Raw genomic sequence first — 19586 nt, forward strand, 5'->3', positions numbered from 1 at the left:
AAGAAAGAGCCGGACATGCGCCTCGAGAATAGCGTCTTCGTCGAGCTTCTCAAACCGATCGATCGTCGCAGCTTCCAGAAGATCGTGGATCGTCACGGCGGCGACGCCTACGACAAATCCTTCAGGAGCTGGAGCCATCTGGTGGCGCTGATCTTCGCGCAGCTGGGCGCGGTCGTCAGCCTGCGCGCCCTCGTCGCCGCCTTCAACGCCGAGGCCAATGGGCATTATCACCTGGGCGTCGGGCGTTTCGCGCGCTCGACGCTCGCCGAAGCCAGCGCCCGCCGGCCCGTCGCCGTCTTCGCCGATCTCTTCGCTCTGCTCGCCGCGACGCTCGACCGCAAGACGCGGCGCGAGGGAGCCGAGATGCTCCGCCTCATCGACTCGACCCCCATCCCTTTGAGCAAGTTCCATGCGTTCGCCCGCTCCAACGGCCGCATCCACGGGCTCAAAATGCATGTCGCCTATGATCGCGGGGCCGACCGTCCCTATCGCGTCGAGGTGACGCTCGCCAATGTCAATGATGTCACCATCGGCAAGAAGACGCCGATCGAGGCGGGCGCCACCTATGTCTTCGACAAGGGCTATTATGATTTCAAATGGTGGAAGGGCATTCACGACGCCGGGGCGCTCTTCGTCACGCGGCCAAAGACCAACACGCGCTTGAAGGTCGTCGCCGAACGGCCGCTCGATAAGACCCGCGGCGACGGCTTCACCGTGCTCGCGGACAGCGAGGTCGCGCTGGCCAGCAAGGGCGATTCCAAGCTGCGGATGCGCCTGCGCCGCATCCGCATCGAGCGCGACGCGGCGAGCCGGACGAAATCGCCGATCATCGAGGTGATCACCAACGACATGACCCGCGATGCGGTGGAGATCGCCGCGCTCTACAAGGCGCGCTGGGCGATCGAGCTGCTGTTCCGCTGGCTGAAGCAGCATCTCTCGATCCGCAAGTTCTTGGGCAAGAACGAGAACGCCATCAAGCTTCAGCTGCTGGCGGCGATGATCGCCTTCCTGCTGCTGCGCATCGCCGCGCACAGCCACGGCGTCACTCTGCCGCCGCTGCGCTTCGCCGAGCTGGCTGGCCGCTTCCTGTTCGCGCGCCGGCCCGTCGCATCGATCGACGAGCCGCCGCCCAAATATCGCGTGCCGAGCCGGTGGAAGTCCGACTGCCAGATCGAGATGATCTATGCCTGAGTTTCCCCGGACAGCCGTGCGCAAGCAGGAGAAGGGACGCGAGCTGTTTTTTTGGTTCTGCAATCGAAGTCCGCGCACCCACATAGATTCGGCGCGAATCCTTCTCCCACTCGTGGGAGGTGGCCCGGCAAAGCCGGGTCGGATGAGGGCGCCGGCCATTTTCCGAACATGACGCAGCTTCGAGTCCGCTCGAACAGCCCTGAACCAGCATGAAAAAGGCCGCCATCGCTGGCGGCCTTTTTCATTCTGCGCTGGCCTCTCTTTCTCCTCTGTGGAGGAGAGGGAGAGAAAGCGTCTCGCCTCACTCCGCCGCGGCGGGCGGCAGGCGCGGCGTCGTCGGGCGCGTCTCCGCTTCGGCGGCGCGCTGCGTGATGATGAGATCGTCGCGGCCCGTTGCGATGCCACGGAACTTGGCCATGGCCGCGCCCGTGCCCGCCGGGATCAGCCGGCCGACGATGACATTCTCCTTGAGGCCGACCAGCGGATCGACCTTGCCATTGACCGCCGCCTCGGTGAGCACGCGCGTGGTCTCCTGGAAGGAGGCCGCCGAGAAGAAGGAGCGCGTCTGCAGCGAGGCCTTGGTGATGCCGAGCAGAACCGGCGTGCCATGGGCCGGCTTGCCGCCCTCCTCCAGCGCCTTGGCGTTGGCCTCCTCGAGCTCGGTGAGATCGACCTGCTCGCCATCGAGGAAGCCGGTGTCGCCGGCGTCGACGATATCGACCTTCTGCAACATCTGACGCACGATCACTTCTATGTGCTTGTCGTTGATGTTGACGCCCTGCAGCCGGTAGACCTCCTGAATCTCATTGACGAGGTAAGCGGCCAGCTCCTCCACGCCCTTGATCGCCAGAATGTCGTGCGGCGCCGGATTGCCGTCGACGATATAGTCGCCCTTCTCCACGACGTCGCCGTCTTGAAGATGGATGTGCTTGCCCTTGGGGATCAGATATTCGACCGGATCAGCGCCTTCCTCATGCGGGACGATGGAGAGGCGCTGCTTGTTCTTATAGTCGCGGCCGAATTGCACTGTGCCGGAGATCTCCGCGATGATCGCGTGATCCTTGGGACGGCGCGCCTCGAACAGCTCCGCGACGCGCGGCAGACCGCCGGTGATGTCGCGGGTCTTGGCGCTCTCGAGCGAGATACGCGCGACAATGTCGCCGGCCTTGATCTGCCCGCCCGGCTCGACCGCGATGATCGACTCGACCGGCAGCGTGTAGCGAGCGTCGCCGCCGCGCTGCAGCTTGATGACCTTGCCGTCGGCGCCCTTGATGACGATCGCCGGCTTGAGGCTCGCCGAGCGCGTGTTGAGACGCCAATCCATGACGACGCGCTTGGTGATGCCGGTCGACTCGTCCGCCGTCTCCGTCACCGACTGGCCTTCGACCAGATCCTCGAAGCCGATGGCGCCGTCCACCTCGCTGACGATGGGACGGGTATAGGGGTCCCATTCCGCGATGCGGTCGCCGCGCTTGATCTTGTCGCCTTCGTCCACCTTCAGCCGCGCGCCATATTGGATGCGGTTGACGGCGCGCTCGACGCCGTCCGGCCCGACGATCACCGCCGCGACGTTGCGCGCCATGACGATGAGATCGCCATCCGAGTTGCGCGCCACATGGCGGTTGCGGATATGCACCGTGCCTTCGAAGTTGGACTCGATGAAGGACTGGTCCGCCAGCTGCGCCGCGCCGCCGATGTGGAAGGTGCGCATGGTGAGCTGTGTGCCCGGCTCGCCGATCGACTGCGCCGCGATGACGCCGACCGCCTCGCCCATATTGACGGGCGTGCCGCGGGCGAGATCGCGCCCGTAGCATTTGCCGCAGACGCCGTTCTTCGACTCGCAGGTCAGCACCGAGCGGATCTTCACCTCCTGAATGCCGGCGGCGTTGATCGGCTCGATATGCCACTCCTGAATCATCTCGCCATTGGGGACGATGATCTTGCCCTGCTGATCGCGCAGATCCTCCGCCGCGGTACGGCCGAGAATGCGCGAGGTGAGCGAGGCGACGACCTGACCGGCGTCGATGATCGCCCGCATGCGAATGCCCTTCTCGGTGCCGCAATCGACCGTGGTGATGATCGAATCCTGCGCCACGTCGACGAGACGACGCGTGAGATAGCCCGAGTTCGCGGTCTTCAACGCCGTGTCCGACAGGCCCTTGCGGGAGCCGTGGGTGGAGTTGAAGTATTCGAGAACGGTGAGGCCCTCTTTGAAGTTCGAGATGATGGGGGTCTCGATGATCTCGCCCGAGGGCTTGGTCATGAGGCCGCGCATCGCCGCGAGCTGCTTCATCTGCGCGGGCGAGCCGCGGGCGCCCGAGTGGGACATCATATAGATGGAGTTGATCGGCAGATCGCGGCCATGCTCGTCCTTGCGGACGGTGGAGATGCGGATCATCATCTCCTCGGCGAGCTTCTCCGAGCACTTCATCCAGGCGTCGACGACCTTATTGTATTTCTCGCCCTGGGTGATGAGGCCGTCGTTGTACTGCTGCTCATACTCCTTCGTCGCGCTGCGCGTCTCGGTGATGATGCGCTCCTTCGTCTCCGGAATGACCATGTCATCCTTGCCGAAGGAGATGCCCGCCTTGAACGCCTCGCGGAAGCCGAGAGACATGATGCGATCACAGAAGATGACCGTCTCCTTCTGACCGCAGTTGCGGTAGACGGTGTCGATCATGTTGGAGATTTCCTTCTTCGTCATCAGCTTGTTGGCTGCGTCGAAGGGAATCTTGGGGTTGCGCGGCAGCAGCTGGCCGAGGATCAGACGGCCGGGCGTCGTGTCGAAAATCTTCGACATGCGCTCGCCCTTCTCATTGTAGGTCCAGGCGCGGCCCTTGATCTTGGTCTGCAGCGTGATCGACTTGGCGGCGAGCGCATGCTCGATCTCGCCCTGATCCGCGAAGGCCATGCCCTGGCCGGGCTCGCCGTCACGCTCCAGTGACAGATAATAGAGGCCGAGAACAATGTCTTGGCTCGGCACGATGATCGGCTGACCATTGGCCGGATGCAGAATATTGTTCGTCGACATCATCAGCACGCGCGCCTCGAGCTGCGCTTCCAGCGACAGCGGGACGTGCACGGCCATCTGATCGCCGTCGAAATCGGCGTTGAAGGCGGCGCAGACGAGCGGATGCAGCTGGATCGCCTTGCCCTCGATCAGCACCGGCTCGAAGGCCTGAATGCCGAGGCGATGGAGCGTCGGCGCGCGATTGAGCAGCACCGGATGCTCGCGGATCACCTCGTCGAGGATGTCCCACACCTCCGGCTTCTCTTTCTCGACCAGCTTCTTGGCCTGCTTCACCGTGGCCGAATGGCCCTTCGCGTCGAGGCGCGAATAGATGAAGGGCTTGAACAGCTCGAGCGCCATCTTCTTCGGCAGGCCGCATTGATGGAGCTTGAGCTCCGGGCCGACGACGATGACCGAGCGGCCGGAATAGTCGACGCGCTTGCCGAGCAGATTCTGACGGAAGCGGCCCTGCTTGCCCTTCAGCATGTCGGCCAGCGACTTCAGCGGACGCTTATTGGCGCCGGTGATGACGCGGCCGCGGCGGCCATTGTCGAACAGAGCGTCGACGGCCTCCTGCAGCATGCGCTTCTCGTTGCGGATGATGATATCCGGCGCGCGCAGCTCGATCAGCCGCTTCAGACGATTGTTGCGGTTGATGACGCGGCGATAGAGATCGTTGAGGTCCGATGTCGCGAAGCGGCCGCCGTCGAGCGGGACCAGCGGGCGCAGGTCCGGCGGAATGACCGGGACTTCCTTCAGGATCATCCACTCCGGCTTATTGCCAGACTGAATGAAGGCCTCGATGATCTTCAGGCGCTTGGCGAGCTTCTTGGGCTTGAGCTCGGTGGTGGCCTCGGCGATCTCCGTGCGCAGGCGCGCGGCGATGCCCTCGAGATCCATCGACTCGAGGATCTTGCGGATCGCTTCGGCGCCGATCATCGCCGTGAAGTGGTCCTGCCCATATTCGTCCTGGGCGCGCAAATATTCGTCCTCGGTGAGGAGCTGACGCTCCTTCAAGGGCGTGAGGCCCGCATCGATGACGATGTAGCTCTCGAAGTAGAGGATGCGCTCGAGGTCCTTCAGCGTCATGTCGAGCAGAAGGCCGATGCGCGAGGGCAGCGACTTCAGGAACCAGATATGCGCGACCGGCGCCGCGAGCGAGATATGGCCCATGCGGTCGCGGCGCACGCGCGCCAGCGTGACCTCGACGCCGCATTTCTCGCAGATGACGCCCTTGTATTTCATGCGCTTGTACTTGCCGCACAAGCACTCGTAATCCTTGATCGGACCGAAGATGCGGGCGCAGAACAGGCCGTCGCGCTCCGGCTTGAAGGTCCGGTAGTTGATCGTTTCCGGCTTCTTGATCTCGCCGAACGACCAGGAGAGGATTTTCTCCGGGCTCGCGATCGAAATCTGAATCTGATCGAACGCCTGCGGCTGGACGACCGGATTGAAGAGATTCATGACCTCTTGCTGATTCATGGTCTTCTCCTAGAGACGCAGGACGGATGAAGCGGCTGGGCTCGCCATCTTTGTCCGTCGCGCCCATAAACCTCGGTGCGCGCCCCTCTCCCGCTTGCGGGAGAGGGTGGCCCGGCGACGCCGGGTCGGGTGAGGGTCCTTCAAGGCTCGCGCGAGCGGCGCCGGCCCTCATCCGACCCTCGCTGACGCGAGGGCCACCTTCTCCCGCCCTGCGGGAGAAGGAAGAATGGCGGCTTTATTCCGCCGCCTCGGCCGTCGTCTCGGGCGGCGGCTCGTCGCCCTCCTCGGGCTCGGCCGAGGTGAGCTCGACATTGAGCGCCAGCGAGCGCATTTCCTTGATGAGCACGTTGAAGCTCTCGGGAATGCCCGACTCGAAAGTGTCGTCGCCGCGCACGATCGACTCATAGACCTTGGTGCGGCCGGCGACGTCGTCGGATTTCACCGTCAGCATCTCCTGCAGCGTGTAGGCCGCGCCATAGGCCTCGAGCGCCCACACCTCCATCTCGCCGAAACGCTGTCCGCCGAACTGGGCCTTGCCGCCCAGCGGCTGCTGCGTGACCAGTGAATAGGGACCGATCGAGCGCGCATGGATCTTGTCGTCGACGAGATGATGCAGCTTCAGCATATAGATGTAGCCGACCGTCACCTTACGATCGAAGGGCTCGCCCGTGCGCCCGTCGAAGAGCGTGACCTGACCGGAGGAGGAGAGCCCCGCCCGCGTCAGCATCTCGACAATGTCCTTCTCGCGCGCGCCGTCGAAGACCGGCGTCGCGATCGGCACGCCGCGGCGCAGATTCTTCGCGACTTCCACCAAGGTCGGCTCGTCGAGGCTCTTCAGCGACTCGTTGGGGCCGTAGATGTCGACGAGCTTCTCCTTGAGCGGCGCCACATCCTTGCTGCGCAAATAGGCGTCGACGGCGGCGCCCACCTGCTTGCCGAGACCGGCGCAGGCCCAGCCCAGATGCGTCTCGAGAATCTGCCCGACATTCATGCGGCTCGGCACGCCGAGCGGATTCAGCACGATATCGACCGGCTGGCCGTCCTCGAGGAAGGGCATGTCCTCCTGCGGCACGATGCGCGAGACGACGCCCTTATTGCCGTGGCGTCCGGCCATCTTGTCGCCGGGCTGGATCTTGCGCTTCACCGCGACGAAGACCTTGACCATCTTCATCACGCCGGGCGGCAGCTCATCGCCGCGCTGCAGCTTCTCGACCTTGTCGAGGAAGCGGTTCTCGAGACCCTTCTTCGACTCGTCATATTGCTTGCGCACGGCCTCTATGCCGGCCATCAGATGGTCGTCCTCGACGACGAAGGTCCACCACTGCGAGCGGGGATATTCGTCGAGGATCGCCTGGCTGAGCGGCTGGTCCTTCTTGAAGGTCTTCGGCCCGGCGATCGCCATCTTGCCGACCAGCATCTCGAAGAGACGGGCGTAGGTGTTGCGGTCGAGAATGGCGAGCTCGTCGTCGCGGTCCTTGGCGAGACGCTCGATCTCCTCACGCTCGATCGCCTGGGCGCGCTCGTCCTTCTCGACGCCATGGCGATTGAACACGCGCACCTCGACGATCGTGCCCTGCACGCCCGGCGGCACGCGCAGAGACGTGTCGCGAACGTCGGAGGCCTTCTCGCCGAAGATGGCGCGGAGCAGCTTCTCCTCCGGCGTCATCGGGCTCTCGCCCTTGGGCGTGATCTTGCCGACAAGAATGTCGCCCGCCTGCACTTCCGCGCCGATATAGACGATGCCGGCCTCGTCGAGATTCTTCAGCGTCTCTTCCGAGACGTTGGGAATGTCGCGGGTAATCTCCTCCGGGCCGAGCTTGGTGTCGCGCGCCATCACCTCGAATTCGTCGATATGGATCGAGGTGAAGACGTCGTCCTTGACGATGCGCTCGTTGAGAAGGATCGAGTCCTCGAAGTTGTAGCCGTTCCACGGCATGAAGGCGACGAGCACATTGCGGCCGAGCGCCAGATCGCCGAGATCGGTCGAGGGACCGTCGGCGATGATGTCGCCCTTCTTCACATAGTCGCCGACCTTCACCAGCGGCTTCTGATTGATGCAGGTCGACTGGTTCGAGCGCTGGAACTTCATCAGACGATAGATGTCGACGCCCGGCTTGGTCGGGTCCTGCTCTTCCGTCGCGCGAATGACGATGCGGGTCGCGTCGATCTGATCGACGACGCCGGCGCGGCGCGCGGCGATGGCGGCGCCGGAGTCGGCGGCGACCACCGGCTCCATGCCGGTGCCGACCAGCGGCGCGTCGGCCTTCACCAGCGGCACGGCCTGGCGCTGCATGTTGGAGCCCATCAGCGCGCGGTTGGCGTCGTCATTCTCCAAGAAGGGAATGAGCGCCGCGGCGACCGAGACGAGCTGCTTGGGCGACACGTCCATGGCGTCGACGCGCTCACGCGGGACGAGCACGACATCGCCGGCGTGACGGCACAGCACCAGATCCTCGAGCAGATTGCCCTCCGCGTCGACCGGGGCGTTGGCCTGGGCGACGTGATATTTCTGCTCTTCCATGGCGGAGAGATAGGCGACCTCATCCGTCACCTTGCCGTCGCGCACGCGGCGATAAGGACCCTCGATGAAGCCGTATTTGTTCACGCGCGCAAAGGTGGCGAGCGAGTTGATGAGGCCGATGTTCGGACCTTCCGGCGTCTCGATCGGGCAGATGCGGCCGTAATGCGTCGGATGCACGTCGCGCACCTCGAAGCCGGCGCGCTCGCGCGTCAGACCGCCCGGACCGAGCGCCGAGAGGCGGCGCTTATGGGTGATCTCCGACAGCGGATTGGTCTGGTCCATGAATTGCGAGAGCTGCGACGAGCCGAAGAACTCGCGCACCGCCGCCGCCGCCGGCTTGGCGTTGATGAGGTCCTGCGGCATCACCGTGTCGATGTCGACCGAGGACATGCGCTCCTTGATCGCGCGCTCCATTCGCAGGAGGCCGAGACGATACTGGTTCTCCATCAGCTCGCCGACGCTGCGCACGCGGCGATTGCCGAGATGGTCGATGTCGTCGATCTCGCCGCGTCCATCGCGCAGATCGACGAGCGCGCGCACGACGGCGACGATGTCCTCCTTGCGGAGGACGCGCATCGTGTCCGGCGCGTCGAGGTCGAGGCGCATGTTCATCTTCACGCGGCCGACGGCCGAGAGGTCGTAGCGCTCGGGATCGAAGAACAGCGAATAGAACATCGCCTCCGCCGTATCCATCGTCGGCGGCTCGCCGGGACGCATGACGCGGTAGATGTCGAACAGCGCTTCCTCGCGCGACGAGTTCTTGTCGACCGCCAGCGTGTTGCGGATGTAGGGGCCGATGTTGATATGGTCGATGTCGAGCACCGGCAGCTCGTCGAAGCCCTTCTCGACCAGCAGCGGCAGCGACTTCACCGTGATCTCGTCGCCGGCCTCGGCGAAAATCTCGCCCGTCGAGGGATCATAGAGATCCTGCGCGAGGAACTGGCCGTAGAGATCCTCGGACTGGATCTTGATCGCCTTCACGCCCTTCTCGGCGAGCTGACGAGCGGCGCGCGCGGTGAGCTTCTTGCCCGCCTCGACGATCACCTCGCCGGTGTCGGCGTCGACAATGTCGTTGACGGCCTTCAGTCCCTTCAGACGCTCCGGGTCGAAGGGCTGGCGCCAGCTGTCGCCGGAGGCCTTGAAGGTGATGGTGTTGTAGAAGGTGGAGAGAATCTCCTCGCCATCCATGCCGAGCGCGAACAGCAGCGACGACGCCGGAATTTTTCGGCGACGGTCGATGCGCGCATAGACGATGTCCTTGGCGTCGAACTCTATGTCGAGCCAGGAGCCGCGATAGGGAATGATGCGCGCCGCGAACAGCAGCTTGCCGGAGGAATGGCTCTTGCCCTTGTCATGGTCGAAGAAGACGCCCGGCGAGCGGTGCATCTGCGAGACGATGACGCGCTCCGTGCCATTGACGATGAAGGTGCCGTTCGCCGTCATGAAGGGCATATCGCCCATATAGACGTCCTGCTCCTTGATGTCCTTGACGGATTTCGCCTGCGTGTCGGGATCGACATCGAACACGATGAGGCGCAGCGTCACCTTCAGCGGCGCGGCGAAGGTCATGCCGCGCTGTCGGCACTCGTCGACGTCGTATTTCGGCGGCTCGAACTCGTAGCGCACGAATTCGAGCAGGGCGACCTGCGAGAAATCGGAAATCGGGAAAACGGATTTGAAGACCGACTGCAGACCCTCGTCGGGACGCCCGCCCGCAGGCTCGTCGACGAGCAGGAACTGGTCGTAGGAAGCTTTCTGAACTTCGATCAGATTGGGCATTTCCGCGGCTTCGCGGATATGGCCGAAGAATTTGCGGACACGCTTGCGACCGGAGAAAGTTTGCGCCGAAGTCTGAGCCATGTCGCCTCTCGATCCTCTTATTGAAAGCGAATAGCGAGTTGCGAATAGCGAAAGGACCGGTGTCTTTCGCTATTCGCTATTCGCCATTCGCTCCTGGTCATCCGTGCCGAAAACCCTCTCCCGCGCATGGCGGGAGAGGGGAGTTTTCGTCTTACTTGAGCTCGACCTTGGCGCCGACCTTCTCGAGGGCGGCCTTGATCTTCTCGGCCTCGTCCTTGGAAGCGCCTTCCTTGACCGGCTTGGGAGCGCCCTCGACCAGATCCTTGGCCTCCTTGAGGCCGAGGCCGGTGATCGCGCGGACCTCCTTGATGACCTCGATCTTCTTGTCGCCGGCGGCGGCCAGAATGACGTTGAACTCGGTCTTCTCCTCGACCGGGGCCGCAGCGGCGGCCGCGCCCGGAGCGGCGGCGACGGCGACGGCCGCAGCGGCCGAGACGCCCCACTTCTCCTCGAGGAGCTTCGCCAGCTCGGCGGCCTCGAGCACGGTCAGGCTCGACAGGTCTTCGACGATCTTTTCGAGATTAGCCATGTTGCTTCAGTCCTTCGAATTCGGTTCTGCTTGGTTGGATTTGCGCCGCCTATCAGGCCGCGTTCGCGTCTTTGTCGGCATAGGCCTGGACCACGCGCGCCAGCTTCGAGGCCGGAGCGGTCGTGAGCTGCGCCAGCTTGGTCGCGGGAGCCTGGATGAGGCCCACGAGCTTTGCGCGCAGTTCGTCGAGCGACGGGAGAGTCGCGAGCGACTTCACACCGTCGGGGTCGAGGGCTTGGGCGCCGAGCGCGCCGCCGAGGATGACGAATTTGTCGTGATCCTTGGCGAAGGCTGCGGCCACCTTGGGCGCCGCCACCGGATCGTCCGAATAGGCGATCAGGGTCGGCCCCTTGAGAAGGGGGCCGATAGAGGCGACGCTCGTGCCGTCGAGAGCGATTTTGGCGAGGCGGTTCTTGGCGACCTGCACGGAAGCGCCAGATTCACGAGCCTGCTTGCGCAGCTTCTGCATCTGGGCGACGGTCAGGCCGGAGTAATGCGCCACGACGACGACCGGGGTCTTCGCAAAGACCTCGTTCAGCGCCGCGACGGCTTGCTTTTTCTCCGCTCTGTCCACGGTTGCTCTCTCCTCGAGCGGGGACGAGCCCCGCCGTTGCGATGAGCCGTCGCATCGCCGCGAGAGCGGCGGGAACGACGGCGCCGTAGATCCTGTCCCCTCGGCTGAGGCCGAAACGGCCTCGCCTCGGATCAGAGGGGCGCCAACCAAATTCGAAAGACCGCGCGCGAGCTTTGAAAAGCGCCGCGCCGGCCCTACAATTCCGGTCTTCCCCGTCTATGCAGGCCGCTCGTCGGGGGCGGAGGGCTCCGCCGTCCAGCGAGCCGATTGAGCCGTCCTCGGGGTGAGCCTCGGACAGGCGCCGGCAGTCTCGGACAGGACATGGCCGGACGGGACGCGAGGAATCTCCCCCGGGTCCGCCGGCCTATCCACCGTCTCGCCTTCTCCCGCATCTGGGGACTCGGTTCGACGGAAGCTGATATCTGAAAACGGGGTCGCGAACGCTGGCCGACCCCGGAATGGCCTTATTAAAGGGGGCCGCGACATTTGCCAAGCAAAAATTTTGCCCCGGCCCGAGCGGCCGCCCTGCGCCAAAGCTAGGGTCCAGCCCTGAAAAAGCCGCGACTCTCCAGGAGGATCGCTCGAGCTTCGACATAGGCGATCTTCGCAAAGCCGAAAGCGATGACGAAACCGATGATCGAGTGACCGAGAGCCCGGCGCAGCGCCTCGTTGACGTTCTCGAGACCGCTGCTACGGGCCGTGAGGAGTCCTCGATCGACAATGCCGCCTCGAGCGCATGGCTTTTCGAACATTTTGAGTCTCGCAATTCAGACAATAGCGATGCTTTCGCATCATAGCAAAAGAAAGAGGTTCTGTTTACCTCGAATCTTTCCCGCGGATCATTTGGCGAAAATGCTTGTTCGGACACATGAATTGTCGAAACTCGCGACCCGGCGCGTCGCGCGCCTGCGCGCGGCTCGCACGAGGGCGCGCGGCAGCTTCGATCATCTCGGGCGTCGCGCCGCGGTTTCGTCGCAAACCGCCATGCCCGTCGACCCGAAGACATAGACGTGCACGGACACTCGAGGGCGGAGGGAATCGTTCTATGGGCGGGAGGCGGCATGAGACATCCAGCCAACAGAATTTTGTACGAGTATTGGAGGGGCTTCAAAGGCGAGCGCGCGGCCCCGGACTGCCATGAGATGGATTTGGCGAAAGCCTTCGTCACTCTTTCGGACGCCTTCGTCATTGAGACGGAGCTGAGCTATTTCGTTCCGGCCGGGCTCTGCGGCGCACGCGTCGGCGCCTTTTGGCCGCCCGAGCGGAGGAGCCGTTCTTTTCTCGGAATATGGAGCGAGTCCGGGCGCGAGGATGTGAAAACGATCCTGCGCATCGTCACGGACGACACGACCCCTGTCATCGCCGGAGCCAAGGGGTTTCTGGTCGGAGGGATCGAAATCGTCGATTTCGAGCTCTTGCTCCTGCCGATCCGCTATTTCGGAAAAACACATGCGCGCGTTCTCGGCTCCCTCGCGCCCGGCGAGCGGCCGCTATGGCTCGGGCGCACGCCGGTCGAGGCGCTGCATATCGTATCGCTGCGTGTGCTCGGCGAGGAAACGGCGCTGGTTTTGCCTCTCGCGCCCGGAACGCCGACGCGCGATCTGCAGAGACGGCCGCGCTTCACCGTCTATGAAGGGGGCGCGGACGGCTCGACGCGAGAGGATGATCCCTCGCGTCGATAATCTCGCGGCGTCGGCGGCTCGATCGCGAGCCGCCTCGCATCACGCCTGCGTCGCGCCGAGCGTCGCGACATCCACCTTGACGCCAGGCCCCTGGGTGGAGCTGAGCGCCACGCGCTGGATATAGGTGCCCTTGGAGCCGGCGGGCTTGGCCTTGGCCACAGCATCCACAAAGGCGCGGATGTTCTCGGCGAGCTTGCCCTCCTCGAAGGAGGTCTTGCCCACCGTGCCCTGCACAATGCCGGCCTTCTCGACGCGGAACTCGACGGCGCCGCCCTTGGAGGCCTTCACCGCGCCGGCGACGTCCATCGTCACCGTGCCGACCTTGGGGTTCGGCATCAGGCCGCGCGGGCCGAGCACCTTGCCGAGGCGGCCGACCAGCGGCATCAGCTCCGGGGTGGCGATGCAGCGATCGAACTCGATCGTGCCGCCCTGGACGATGGTGACGAGATCCTCGGCGCCGACGATATCCGCGCCGGCGGCCTTGGCCTCATCGGCCTTGGGACCGCGGGCGAAGACGGCGACGCGCAGCGTGCGGCCGGTGCCATTCGGCAGATTGACGACGCCGCGCACCATCTGGTCCGCATGCTTGGGGTCGACGCCGAGATTCATCGCGATCTCGATCGACTCGTCGAATTTGGCGGTGGCGTTGGCGCGAACCAGCTTGATCGCTTCCTCGACCGGGTAGAGCTTGGTGCGCTCGACGGCCTGACGCGCCTTGGCGATGCGTTTTCCGATATGGGCCATGATCTCACCCCACCACTTCGAGGCCGATGGAACGGGCGGAGCCCTCGATCATCGACGCGGCCGACTCGATCGACGTCGTGTTGAGGTCTTGCAGCTTCTTCGCGGCGATCTCGCGAATCTGCGCCCGTGTGACCTGGCCGACGAAACCGCGTCCGGTCGTCTTCGAGCCCGATTTGACGCCCGCCGCCTGCTTCAGGAAGTAGGAGACCGGCGGCTGCTTCAGCTCGAAGGTGAAGGAGCGATCCTGAAAGGCCGTGATGATGACGGGGATGGGCGTCCCCTTCTCCATCTGCGCCGTCTTGGCGTTGAAGGCCTTGCAGAATTCCATGATGTTGAGGCCGCGCTGACCGAGCGCGGGACCGATCGGCGGCGACGGATTGGCCGCGCCCGCCGGCACTTGCAGCTTGATGTAGCCGGCGATTTTCTTCGCCATGTCTCATCTCCAACATTGAGCGGCCCCGGGAACGCTTCCGCGTCCCGAGCCGCCGGTTGCAGTTCGTGGTCCGACGCGTGATCCCCCTGGCGACAGGGGCGCGCCCGCCACGGCTTTTTCCTTCCCCCGCTCGCGGGAGAAGGCGTCGCGCAAATGCGCGACGGATGGGGACTCTCGAAGCGCCCTCACCCGACCCGGCTTACGCCGGGCCACCCTCTCCCGCGAGCGGGAGAGGGAATTCGTGGAATCAAACCTTCTCCACCTGCGCGAATTCCAGCTCCACAGGCGTCGGCCGGCCGAAGATGGACACCGCCACCTTGAGTCGCGAGCGGGCGTCGTCGACCTCTTCCACCACGCCGTTGAAGGAGGCGAAGGGGCCGTCGGCCACGCGGACCGTCTCGCCGATCTCGAAGGAGATGGAGGGCTTCGGGCGCTCGACGCCATCGGCCACCTGGCCCTTGATGCGCATCGCCTCCGCCTCGCTGATCGGCATCGGCTTATTGTCTGCGCCGAGGAAGCCGGTCACTTTCGGCGTGTTCTTGATGAGCGAGAACACCTGATCGGAGAGGTCGCATTTCACCAGCACATAGCCGGGGAAGAATTTGCGCTCCGAGCTGACCTTGCGGCCGCGGCGCACCTCTATGACCTGCTCGGTCGGCACGAGAATCTCCTCGAACTGATCGGAGAGATTGCGCTGCGCGGCGCCCTCGCGAATGGAGTCGGCGACCTTCTTCTCGAAGTTCGAATAGGCGTGGACGATATACCAGCGCATGCTCACGGCGCGACAAGCTCCAAAATTTCGCTCTCGACGATCGGCGCGCCGGCGGGTTCCTCGACCTTACTGGCCGATCCGCAGCAGCATGCCCACGGCGAGTCGCAGCCCCTGATCGACGACGACGAAGAAAATGCTCGCGGCCAGCACCATGAGGACCACCAGGCCGGAGGTGATGAGGGTCTCGCGGCGGGTCGGCCACACGACCTTGCTCGCTTCCGAGCGCACTTCTTGCAGGAACTGAAACGGATTGGCCATGCTTCACCGAGTCGAGATGTTTCACCGAGCCGAGGACCGCGGCCACGGGACTCATCGGGACCGCCACAAAACAGTCGCGGCGCGAGGCCCCAGGCCGCGCGCCACGCATCTGGTGCTTATAATCGAGTAAGGCGGGGCCGCCAAGCGGAAATTCAGGCCCCGGGAAAACGCGCCCTCACCCGGCCGCCGATGCGCCATTATGCTTGGCGAACCAGGCGCGCGCCTCTTCGCGCGTGCGCTCCAGCTCACGCAAGGCGCCGTCCAGCTTCGCCTCGTAATCAGCAAAGCTCTCGCTCGGATCGAAGACATCCGCCGCCAGCGAATAAGGGGTTGCGATCTTGAGCTCGGCGCGCAGGCCTTCCTCGGTCTCCACCGCCGCAAAATAGAATTTCGCCATTACTGCCGCTCCTCGAAGATAGGCGCCGCAGAGTCAAGATAGGACAGCCAGAGCCTGCGCCAATGCGACGAATCCGCCGATGTCGATCTCCTCGGCGCGGCGCGTCTCCTCTATGCCCGCCCGCGCCAGCAGAGCGGCGACGTCGAGGCCCGGCTTCGGCAGCGACTTCAGGCTCTGGCGCAGCATTTTTCGCCTCTGGCCGAAGGCCGCGCGCGTCACCTGCGACAGGAGCCTCGGATCGCAGGCGAGCGGGGCGGCGTTGGGAATGAGCTCCACCACGGAGGACGTCACCTTGGGCGGCGGCGTGAAGGCCGAGGGCGAGAGGTCGAACAAAATGCGCGCGCGTGTGCGCCAGCCGCAGAGCACGGCGAGACGGCCATAATCGGCGCGCTGCGCCGGCGTCGCGACGATGCGCTCGGCGACCTCGCGCTGGAACATCAGCACATAGCGGTCGAACACCGAAGGCCAAGGCTCCGCCTCGATCCAGCGCGCCAGCAGCTCGGTGGCGATATTATAGGGAAGATTCGCGCAGATGCGCGCCGGTCCGCCGAGCCCATGCAGCCGCGCCAGTTCCGCCGGATCGAGCGCCAGCGCGTCGCCCTCGACGATGACTAGCCGCCCAGGATAGCGCGCCTCTATCTCGCGCAGCGCCGGAATGCAGCGCGAGTCGCGCTCCACCGCGATGACGCGCCCCGCCCCCTCGGCGAGCAGCGCGCGGGTGAGGCCGCCCGGCCCAGGCCCGATCTCGACGACGGTCGCGCATTCGAGCGGCCCGGCGGCGCGGGCGATGCGGGCGGTGAGATTGAGATCGAAGAGGAAATTCTGGCCGAGCGCCTTGCTGGCCATCAGGCCATGGCGCGCGACCACCTCGCGCAATGGCGGCAGATCGTCGATCATCGCGCCGTCATTCGGTCGGCGAGGCGGATCGCCTCTATGAGGCTCGTCGCCTCGGCGACGCCCTTGCCGGCGATGTCGAAAGCCGTGCCATGGTCCGGCGATGTGCGCACAAAGGGCAGGCCCAGAGTGACATTGACGCCGCGATCGAAGGCCAGCGTCTTTATGGGGATCAGCGCCTGGTCATGCGTCGGGCAGATGGCGGCGTCATAGCGCGCGCGGGCGGCGGCGTGGAACATCGTATCGGCGGGATGCGGGCCGGTGGCGTCTATCCCCCGCCCGCGCAGCTCGGCGATGGCGGGGGCGATCACCTCGATCTCCTCACGGCCCATGGCGCCGCTCTCGCCGGCGTGCGGGTTGAGGCCGGCGAAAGCGAGGCGCGGCGAAGCGAGGCCGAAGCGGGAGGAAAGATCAGCGGCGACGATCACGCCCGTCTCCACCAGCAGCTCGCGGGTGAGAAGGCGCGGAACCTCGGCGAGCGCGACATGGATGGTCGCTGGAACGACGGCGAGCTCTTCCGAGTAGAGCATCATCACCGGGCGGAAGGGGCGGCCGAACCGCCGCTCCGCCAGCGCGGCAAGAAACTCCGTATGGCCCGGATGCGCGAAGCCGGCGGCGTAGAGCACATTTTTGGCGATCGGATTGGTGACGAGCGCGCGCGCTTTCCCCGCCGCCACCAGCTCGACCGAGCGCTCTATCGAGAGGATCGTCGCCGCGGCGTCGGCAGGCTCGGGCGCGCCGGGAGCGCCACGAACCGAGAGGCCGAGCGGCGCGACCGGCAGAGCCGCGTCGAAAGCCGCCGCCGCCCCCTCCGGCGCGACCTCGCGCAGCGCGATCTCGAGCCCGAGCGCCGCCGCCGTCCGCGCGAGCTGCGCCGGATCGGCGAGCACGAAGAAGGGCGGCAGAGCCCGCGTCTTGCGCGCGGCATAGGCCTTCAGCGTCAGCTCCGGGCCGATGCCGGAAGGGTCGCCCTGGGTGAGGGCTAGGGGAAGCGTGGTCAATTCAGCGCCTCGACGAATTCGTGGCCCTTGTGTATATTTACACAAAGAGGGCGAGGATTATCTTTTGGGCCGCGCCGGACGCAGCAACAAGCGAAAAGACATTGAGGCGCGCTTGCACGCTGACGGCTGGCGCATCTCTCGTAAGGGTCCCGGCGATCATGTTCAATACACGCATCCAGTCCGGCCGGGCCGAGTGACCATAGACGCCGGCGCGAAGGAGTTCCCGACGGGAACATTGCGGTCGATTTACAAGCAGGCGGGCTGGCCCTGGTGAAGGCGGCTGGATTCGAGAAGCTGGGCGAGGGAGACGCGGAATGAGTCATGCGATTGCGCTCATTCACGAGGAGAGCGGCAAATTTGGAATATCCTTTCCTGATTTTCCAGGCTGCGTCAGCGTCGGTGACTCCATCGATGAAGCGATCTTCAAAGGCGGCCAGGCGCTCGCACTTCATGTCGAGGGAATGACGGCCGATGGCGAGCCGCTGCCTCACTTGCGAAATGTCGCGCAATTGCGCGCCGATCCAGAAGTGGAGGAGTGGTTCGACCACGCGACCATCGCCGCTGTGGAGGTCGAGCTTCCGAGCCGCGCCGTGCGCGTGAACATCTCGATCGACGAGAACCTGCTCGAACGCGTCGATCGCGCGGCTCGCGCCGCTGGCCAGACGCGATCGTCATTTCTCGCCGAGGCCGCAAAGCGCCGGCTCACCGAGCAATCCACCTGAAGAACGCGCCTCGGCAAAGGGCCGGGGGATCGCCTCACTCGCTTCCCGGCGGGCGATAGGTCAATATATCATCCGCCTTCAGCCAGCCTTGCGTGCCTTCCTTGAACTGCGCCTGGGCGCGCGTCGCCTGGGTGCGCGCCTCGACATATTTGCCGGCGACGAAGAGACCCTCGGCCGCCGCGAGCTGCGCCTTGGCGTTCTCGCCCTTGCGGAAATAGGCCATGGACAGAAACTCCCAGGCGTCGGCGCTGTCCTCGTCGCGCTGTGTGGCGTTGGCGAGCACGCTCACCGCCTCGTTCAGCAGCTTGGGATCGTCGGCCGAGACCAGCGCATGGCCGAGCAGCACGCGGATCGGCGTCGCCGCCGGCCCGGCGATGGCCGCCGCCTTGCGCAAAGGCGCGATGGCCTGATTGGCGCGGCCGGCCTCCAGCAAAATCTGCCCTTTCAGCTCCCAGAAGTAAGGGTTCTTCGGATCGGCCGCGACGAGCGCGTCGGCGCCGCGCAGCGCCTCCTCCAGCCGGCCGAAACGATTATCGGCGGTGACGCGGGCGTAGCGCGCCGGCAGCGAAAGATCGGAGATCGGATAGCGCCGCGCCGCCTCGCCGGAATTGCCCATGAAGCCGACGAGCTTGGCGCGCATCAGATCGTGACGCGCCTGCAGCGCCGGCGAATCCGGGACATCGAAATAGGGCGACTGCTTCGCGGCCTGATCGAGATTAGAGATGCGCTCGTTCGGCAGCGGATGCGATTGCAGATACGGGTCGATCGCCGTCGTCTTGAACAAGGATTCGCTGGCGAAGCGGTTGAACACTTCCAGCATGCCCTTGGCGGATTGATGCGTCGCCGTGAGGAAGCGCACCGCCATGCGATCGGCGGCCTGCTCCTCGCCACGCTGATAGGCGAGCAGCGAGCGCTTCACCGCCTCTTGCGGGCCGAGCAATATTCCGACGGCGCCGGCGGAATCCATGCCCACCTGCCCGTCGCGACGGTTGAAGGCGCCGCGCGCGGCGACCATGGCGCCGGCGCTCGCCAACATTCCGGCGACGGAGAGGATGGTCGCCTTGGCGAGCTCCTGCCGCCCGCGCGCCAAATGGCCGCCGGCGATATGGCCGGTCTCATGGGCGAGGACGCCGATGATCTCATTGGGCGTCTTCGCCTCCATCAGCGCGCCGGTGTTGACGAAGATCTTCTGCCCGTCGGCGACGAAGGCGTTGAAGGAGCGGTCGCCGACCAGAATGATCTTGGCCGCCTCGCTGTGAATCCCCGCCGCCTTCAGCACGGGGGCGGTGTAGTCCCGCAATAATTGCTCGATCTCCGCGTCGCGGATGATCGACACGCGCGGGCCGTCTTCCTCCGCGCGCGCTGGCGCGCAGAGCGCGAAGATCAGGAGACCGGTGAGAAGCGTCCGCCGCTTGCCGCTTTTACGATCCATCGGCGGAGAGTGGCGTAAGCGGGGACGGAAAGCAAACCGCGTCACGAGGCGGAAGGCTCTCCTTCCGCCTCTCGCGAGGGACGG

General features: G+C 65.0%; 17 protein-coding genes. 5 read left to right on the forward strand and 12 right to left on the reverse strand.

Features of this window, described 5'->3' with window-relative positions:
• The first annotated feature begins 15 nt into the window (after positions 1-15).
• Entirely contained in the window at positions 16-1191 is a 1176-nt protein-coding gene (locus K369_RS18815; protein ID WP_036289774.1) for an IS4 family transposase, read from the forward strand.
• Positions 1192-1492: 301 nt separating this feature from the next.
• Here the strand turns inward: K369_RS18815 and rpoC are convergent, their stop codons facing one another.
• The 4 genes from rpoC to rplJ form a co-directional block, all read right to left on the reverse strand.
• The gene (rpoC, locus tag K369_RS18820) at positions 1493-5683 is read right to left on the reverse strand and encodes a DNA-directed RNA polymerase subunit beta' (RefSeq protein ID WP_036293265.1); all 4191 of its coding nucleotides are present in this window, start codon (positions 5681-5683) and stop codon (positions 1493-1495) included.
• Positions 5684-5918: 235 nt separating this feature from the next.
• Entirely contained in the window at positions 5919-10064 is a 4146-nt protein-coding gene (gene rpoB, locus K369_RS18825) for a DNA-directed RNA polymerase subunit beta (protein ID WP_036293267.1), read from the reverse strand.
• Positions 10065-10215: 151 nt separating this feature from the next.
• Positions 10216-10593 carry a 50S ribosomal protein L7/L12 gene (rplL, locus tag K369_RS18830; RefSeq protein ID WP_018267526.1) on the reverse strand — a complete coding sequence of 126 codons (378 nt, stop codon included), beginning with the start codon at positions 10591-10593 and terminating at the stop codon, positions 10216-10218.
• A gap of 52 nt (positions 10594-10645) precedes the next feature.
• Positions 10646-11167, reverse strand: a complete 522-nt coding sequence (gene rplJ / locus K369_RS18835) for a 50S ribosomal protein L10 (protein ID WP_018267525.1) — start codon at positions 11165-11167, stop codon at positions 10646-10648.
• Between the two features lie 458 nt (positions 11168-11625).
• On the opposite strand from rplJ, the gene K369_RS26660 reads away from it, so the two are divergent.
• Positions 11626-11964, forward strand: coding sequence for a hypothetical protein (locus tag K369_RS26660; RefSeq protein ID WP_156967976.1), 339 nt, complete (start codon positions 11626-11628; stop codon positions 11962-11964).
• Between the two features lie 264 nt (positions 11965-12228).
• Positions 12229-12849: a PAS domain-containing protein gene (locus tag K369_RS18845; RefSeq protein WP_084570734.1), complete on the forward strand. Its 621-nt coding sequence runs from the start codon at positions 12229-12231 to the stop codon at positions 12847-12849.
• A 39-nt stretch (positions 12850-12888) separates the two neighbouring features.
• On the opposite strand, the gene rplA is transcribed toward K369_RS18845, so the two are convergent.
• From rplA to pdxA, 7 genes are all read right to left on the reverse strand, one after another.
• Positions 12889-13593, reverse strand: a complete 705-nt coding sequence (gene rplA / locus K369_RS18850; protein ID WP_018267521.1) for a 50S ribosomal protein L1 — start codon at positions 13591-13593, stop codon at positions 12889-12891.
• Between the two features lie 4 nt (positions 13594-13597).
• Positions 13598-14026, reverse strand: a complete 429-nt coding sequence (gene rplK, locus K369_RS18855; protein WP_018267520.1) for a 50S ribosomal protein L11 — start codon at positions 14024-14026, stop codon at positions 13598-13600.
• A 247-nt stretch (positions 14027-14273) separates the two neighbouring features.
• Positions 14274-14804 carry a transcription termination/antitermination protein NusG gene (nusG, locus tag K369_RS18860; RefSeq protein ID WP_024881586.1) on the reverse strand — a complete coding sequence of 177 codons (531 nt, stop codon included), beginning with the start codon at positions 14802-14804 and terminating at the stop codon, positions 14274-14276.
• Between the two features lie 60 nt (positions 14805-14864).
• Entirely contained in the window at positions 14865-15056 is a 192-nt protein-coding gene (gene secE, locus K369_RS18865; RefSeq protein ID WP_036293272.1) for a preprotein translocase subunit SecE, read from the reverse strand.
• Between the two features lie 175 nt (positions 15057-15231).
• Positions 15232-15453: a hypothetical protein gene (locus K369_RS18870; RefSeq protein WP_036293274.1), complete on the reverse strand. Its 222-nt coding sequence runs from the start codon at positions 15451-15453 to the stop codon at positions 15232-15234.
• Positions 15454-15486: 33 nt separating this feature from the next.
• Complete coding sequence (gene rsmA / locus K369_RS18875) at positions 15487-16350, reverse strand: 16S rRNA (adenine(1518)-N(6)/adenine(1519)-N(6))-dimethyltransferase RsmA (protein WP_036293276.1); 864 nt, start codon at positions 16348-16350, stop codon at positions 15487-15489.
• Positions 16347-17348, reverse strand: a complete 1002-nt coding sequence (gene pdxA / locus K369_RS18880) for a 4-hydroxythreonine-4-phosphate dehydrogenase PdxA (RefSeq protein ID WP_036293277.1) — start codon at positions 17346-17348, stop codon at positions 16347-16349. The genes rsmA and pdxA overlap by 4 nt, the downstream gene beginning before the upstream one ends.
• Between pdxA and K369_RS28305 the strand changes: the two genes are divergently transcribed.
• Both K369_RS28305 and K369_RS18885 read left to right on the forward strand, forming a co-directional pair.
• Entirely contained in the window at positions 17302-17622 is a 321-nt protein-coding gene (locus tag K369_RS28305) for a type II toxin-antitoxin system HicA family toxin (protein ID WP_084570824.1), read from the forward strand. The two genes, pdxA and K369_RS28305, sit on opposite strands and share 47 nt — an antisense overlap.
• A gap of 40 nt (positions 17623-17662) precedes the next feature.
• Positions 17663-18070 (forward strand): type II toxin-antitoxin system HicB family antitoxin, encoded by a 408-nt coding sequence (locus K369_RS18885; protein ID WP_036293281.1) that lies wholly within the window; start codon positions 17663-17665, stop codon positions 18068-18070.
• 34 nt (positions 18071-18104) lie between these two features.
• Here the strand turns inward: K369_RS18885 and K369_RS18890 are convergent, their stop codons facing one another.
• Entirely contained in the window at positions 18105-19502 is a 1398-nt protein-coding gene (locus K369_RS18890; RefSeq protein ID WP_036293288.1) for a M48 family metalloprotease, read from the reverse strand.
• Between the last annotated feature and the right edge of the window lie 84 nt (positions 19503-19586).

The sequence above is a fragment of the Methylosinus sp. PW1 genome (assembly GCF_000745215.1).
GTDB lineage: Bacteria > Pseudomonadota > Alphaproteobacteria > Rhizobiales > Beijerinckiaceae > Methylosinus.

What these genes read in the sequence shown, in the direction of transcription:
- K369_RS18815 (WP_036289774.1), top strand. Translation starts at nt 16, where the DNA reads ATGCGCCTCGAGAATAGCGTCTTCGTCGAGCTTCTCAAACCGATCGAT.
- rpoC (WP_036293265.1), bottom strand. Translation starts at nt 5,683, where the DNA reads ATGAATCAGCAAGAGGTCATGAATCTCTTCAATCCGGTCGTCCAGCCG.
- rpoB (WP_036293267.1), bottom strand. Translation starts at nt 10,064, where the DNA reads ATGGCTCAGACTTCGGCGCAAACTTTCTCCGGTCGCAAGCGTGTCCGC.
- rplL (WP_018267526.1), bottom strand. Translation starts at nt 10,593, where the DNA reads ATGGCTAATCTCGAAAAGATCGTCGAAGACCTGTCGAGCCTGACCGTG.
- K369_RS26660 (WP_156967976.1), top strand. Translation starts at nt 11,626, where the DNA reads ATGGCCTTATTAAAGGGGGCCGCGACATTTGCCAAGCAAAAATTTTGC.
- K369_RS18845 (WP_084570734.1), top strand. Translation starts at nt 12,229, where the DNA reads ATGAGACATCCAGCCAACAGAATTTTGTACGAGTATTGGAGGGGCTTC.
- rplA (WP_018267521.1), bottom strand. Translation starts at nt 13,593, where the DNA reads ATGGCCCATATCGGAAAACGCATCGCCAAGGCGCGTCAGGCCGTCGAG.
- rplK (WP_018267520.1), bottom strand. Translation starts at nt 14,026, where the DNA reads ATGGCGAAGAAAATCGCCGGCTACATCAAGCTGCAAGTGCCGGCGGGC.
- secE (WP_036293272.1), bottom strand. Translation starts at nt 15,056, where the DNA reads ATGGCCAATCCGTTTCAGTTCCTGCAAGAAGTGCGCTCGGAAGCGAGC.
- K369_RS18870 (WP_036293274.1), bottom strand. Translation starts at nt 15,453, where the DNA reads ATGGCGAAATTCTATTTTGCGGCGGTGGAGACCGAGGAAGGCCTGCGC.
- rsmA (WP_036293276.1), bottom strand. Translation starts at nt 16,350, where the DNA reads ATGATCGACGATCTGCCGCCATTGCGCGAGGTGGTCGCGCGCCATGGC.
- K369_RS28305 (WP_084570824.1), top strand. Translation starts at nt 17,302, where the DNA reads ATGCCGGAAGGGTCGCCCTGGGTGAGGGCTAGGGGAAGCGTGGTCAAT.
- K369_RS18885 (WP_036293281.1), top strand. Translation starts at nt 17,663, where the DNA reads ATGAGTCATGCGATTGCGCTCATTCACGAGGAGAGCGGCAAATTTGGA.
- K369_RS18890 (WP_036293288.1), bottom strand. Translation starts at nt 19,502, where the DNA reads ATGGATCGTAAAAGCGGCAAGCGGCGGACGCTTCTCACCGGTCTCCTG.